Below are 1,195 nucleotides of genomic sequence, written 5' to 3' on the forward strand. Positions count from 1 at the left end.
GGATCGAGAACGGCGTATCGGCCGCGCCGTGCGGCGGGGCCGGCGCGCATGGCACAATCGGCGCTTGGCTCGAAGGAAACGGCATGTCGTATCAAGTCCTTGCGCGCAAGTGGCGGCCCCGGCGGTTCAGCGAACTCGTCGGCCAGGAACACGTCGTGCGTGCGCTGTCCAATGCGCTCGACGGCGACCGCCTGCATCACGCCTTCCTGTTCACGGGCACGCGCGGCGTCGGCAAGACCACGATCGCGCGCATCTTCGCCAAGTCGCTGAACTGCGAGCGCGGCCAGTCCTCGCAGCCCTGCGGCGAATGCCGCGCCTGCCTCGACATCGACGCCGGCCGCTTCGTCGACCTGCTCGAGATCGACGCGGCCAGCCACACCGGCGTGGACGACGTGCGCGAGATGATCGAGAGCGCGCAATACACGCCGGCGCGCGGGCGGCAGAAGGTGTTCCTCATCGACGAGGTGCACATGCTGTCGAAGAACGCGTTCAACGCGCTGCTCAAGACGCTCGAGGAGCCGCCGGCCCACGTCAAGTTCCTGCTCGCGACCACCGACCCGCAGAAGCTGCCGGTGACCGTGCTGTCGCGCTGTCTCAAGTTCAACCTGAAACGCCTGCTGCCCGAGCAGATCGCCGGCCAGATGCGTCACATCCTCGACGCCGAGCAGATCGGCTTCGATGCCGAGGCGATCGCGCTGCTGGCCAAGGGCGCCGACGGCTCGCTGCGCGACGGCCTTTCGCTGCTGGACCAGGCCATCGCCTACGGCGGCGGCGCCGTGCGCGCGGCCGACGTGCGCGCGATGCTCGGCACGATCGAGCGCGCCCAGGTCACGCGTCTGCTCGATGCGATCGTCGCCGACGACGGCGCCGCGCTGTTCGCCGAAGTCGCCAAGCTGGCCGAGTTCGCGCCGGACTTCGGTCTCGTGCTCGACGATCTCGCCGCGCTGCTGCATCGCGTCCAGCTGCGCCAGCTCGTGCCCGACCTGCCGCTCGACGGCGCCGATGCCGGAGACATCGCGCGCTTCGCGCAGAGCCTCGGCGCCGACGCGGTGCAGCTCTACTACCAGCTCTGCATCAGCGGCCGGCGCGATCTCGCGCTGGCGCCGACGCCGCGTGCCGGTTTCGAAATGGCACTGCTGCGCCTGCTTGCGTTCGCGCCGGCCGGCGAGGCCGGCGGCGGCGCGGCGCCGGCGCC

1 protein-coding gene is annotated in these 1,195 nt (G+C 70.7%); it reads left to right on the forward strand.

What is annotated here, in order from left to right:
- Window positions 1-83 precede the first annotated feature (83 nt).
- Window positions 84-1,195, forward strand: a 1,112-nt coding sequence (dnaX, locus tag NON22_RS24545; RefSeq protein WP_257389604.1) for a DNA polymerase III subunit gamma/tau, incomplete at its 3' end; no start/stop codon positions are given.

It is taken from the genome of Tahibacter caeni (assembly GCF_024609805.1).
GTDB classification, from domain to species: Bacteria; Pseudomonadota; Gammaproteobacteria; order Xanthomonadales; family Rhodanobacteraceae; genus Tahibacter; species Tahibacter caeni.